The organism is Streptomyces sp. WAC06614 (genome assembly GCF_003949795.1).
Taxonomy (GTDB): Bacteria; Actinomycetota; Actinomycetes; order Streptomycetales; family Streptomycetaceae; genus Streptomyces.
Genome location: NZ_RPRY01000598.1, coordinates 1 through 2,096 on the forward strand (window position 1 = coordinate 1; position 2,096 = coordinate 2,096).

The 2,096-nt window shown below is 77.6% G+C and carries 1 protein-coding gene and 1 pseudogene; both read left to right on the forward strand.

Annotated features, from left to right (window positions below):
- Positions 1-832: ABC transporter ATP-binding protein (locus tag EF918_RS35100; RefSeq protein ID WP_148141340.1), on the forward strand; the 832-nt coding region annotated here is incomplete at its 5' end.
- A 271-nt stretch (positions 833-1,103) separates the two neighbouring features.
- Positions 1,104-2,096, forward strand: a pseudogene (locus EF918_RS35105) (ATP-binding protein); the annotation flags it as partial.

A 2,096-nucleotide genomic window follows, 5' to 3' on the forward strand; every position in this document is an offset into this window, starting at 1 on the left:
GTCCCGGAAGGTGACGCTCACGGCCGTCGCCACCAGCCCGCGGCCCGGCTCCTGGTCCCCCGCGCCCCGGGGCCCGTCGGGCCGCGCGGGGGACCAGGAGCCGGGCCGCGGGCTGGTGGCGACGGCCGTGAGCGTCACCTTCCGGGACCGCGGACGACGGTACCCGGCCCCGGCGCCGGCCCTGGACGCGGTCGACTTCACCGCTCCTCCCGGGTGCGCCACGGGCATCGTCGGCCCGTCCGGGTCCGGGAAGACGACCCTCCTGCGGGTCCTGGCCGGGCTGCACCCGGCGCACAGCGGCCGCCTCACGCTCGACGGCCGCCCCCTGGCGGCGGCGGCACACCGGCGCACGAGGCAGGACCAGCGGCGCATCCAGTTCGTCCCGCAGGACCCCCTGGCCGCCCTCAACCCGGCGCGCACGGTCGGCGCCGCACTGGCCCGGCCCGTGCGCCTGCACGGCGGCCTCACCCGCAGCGGCGTCCCCGCCCGCGTCGCGGAACTCCTGCGACAGGTCGACCTCCCGGCCGACTTCGCCGGCCGCTACCCCGCCGAGCTGTCGGGCGGCCAGCGCCAGCGGGTCTCCCTCGCCCGCGCGCTCGCCGCCGGGCCCGACGTCCTGCTGTGCGACGAGATCACCTCCGCCCTCGACGACGACACGGCCGGCGCCGTCATGGAACTCCTGGCGCGCCTGCGGACCGAGCGGGCCATGAGCCTCGTCGTCGTGTCCCACGAACTCCACCTGGTCGCCGCCCACACGGACACCGTGCACCTCCTGGAGGCGGGCCGCCTCACCTGCCACGGCCCCACCGCGTCGGTCCTGCCCGCCACCTGACGCGGGGGCACCGTCCGGGACGCCGTCCGGGCAGCCGGCAGTCGGGGCGGTCCGGGCCGTCCGGGCACCCCGGGACACGCCCCGGGGTGCGCGCTCCCGGCGCATTCGGGCTCCCGTACGAGCGCTCCTTCGCCAGCGGGAAGCACCCCGGTGAAGTTCCCCGACTGGGCGTCCACGGCGGGATCGCGCGGTCTAGCGTGGGTATCCGGTGATCAACACCGGGCCGCCCGGCACCAGCAGGGGGTCCGGGCCCCACGTACCGAGGACGCCGATGTCCGGACTCCGCGCCGCACGCCACGCCCCGTCACGACACGCCGTCACGGGCCCCGGCCGGCACATACGGCCCCAGCTCGTCCGCGCCGCCGTGCTGCCCACGCTCGCCGCCGGGCTCAGCGGGGCCGCCGCGGTGCTCTTCACCCTGCGGCTGGCCGGCCACGGCCCCGGCGGCGCCCCCGACGCCCGGCTCTGGCCGGTGCTCGCCGGCTGCGCCCTGCTCGTCGCCGGCGCGCTGACCGCCGCCCTGCTGGGCGCGCAGCGTGCGGCCAAGACCGTACGGGACCGCTGCGAGGCACTGCGCCGGTCCAGCGTGCGCGGGCGGCAGGAACTGCGCACGACGGCGGAGAAGCTGGAGCGCGGCGAGGCCGTGCCGCGGGCCGCGCGGACCGGGGCGGCGGTGCCGCCGCCGGGGACCGACCCGGCCGGCGCGGACGAGTTCTGGCTGCTGGCCCAGGAGTTGCGCGGGGCACGCGAACAGGCCCAGGCCACGCTGGTCCGGCTGGCCGGGCCGGCCCCGGTGTCCGACAGCGACCAGAAGGTCGAGGTCTTCGTCAACCTCGCCCGACGCCTCCAGTCGCTCGTCCACCGCGAGATCTCGCTGCTGGACGACCTGGAGGACACCGTCGAGGACCCGGACCTGCTGAAGGAGCTGTTCCACGTCGACCACCTGGCCACCCGGATCCGGCGGCACGCCGAGAACCTGGCCGTGCTGGGCGGGGCCGCCTCGCGGCGGCAGTGGACCCGGCCGATCGACCTGAGCGAGGTGCTGCGCTCCGCGGTGGCGGAGGTGGAGCAGTACACCCGGGTCAAGGTGGTGCCGCCGGCGGGCGGCACGGTGCGCGGCCACGCGGTCGCCGACGTGGTGCACCTGCTGGCCGAACTGATCGAGAACGCCACGGTGTTCTCCGCACCGGACACCGATGTGGTGGTCCGCGCGGAGCGGGTGACCGCCGGGATCGCCGTCGAGGTGGAGGACCGCGGCCTGGGC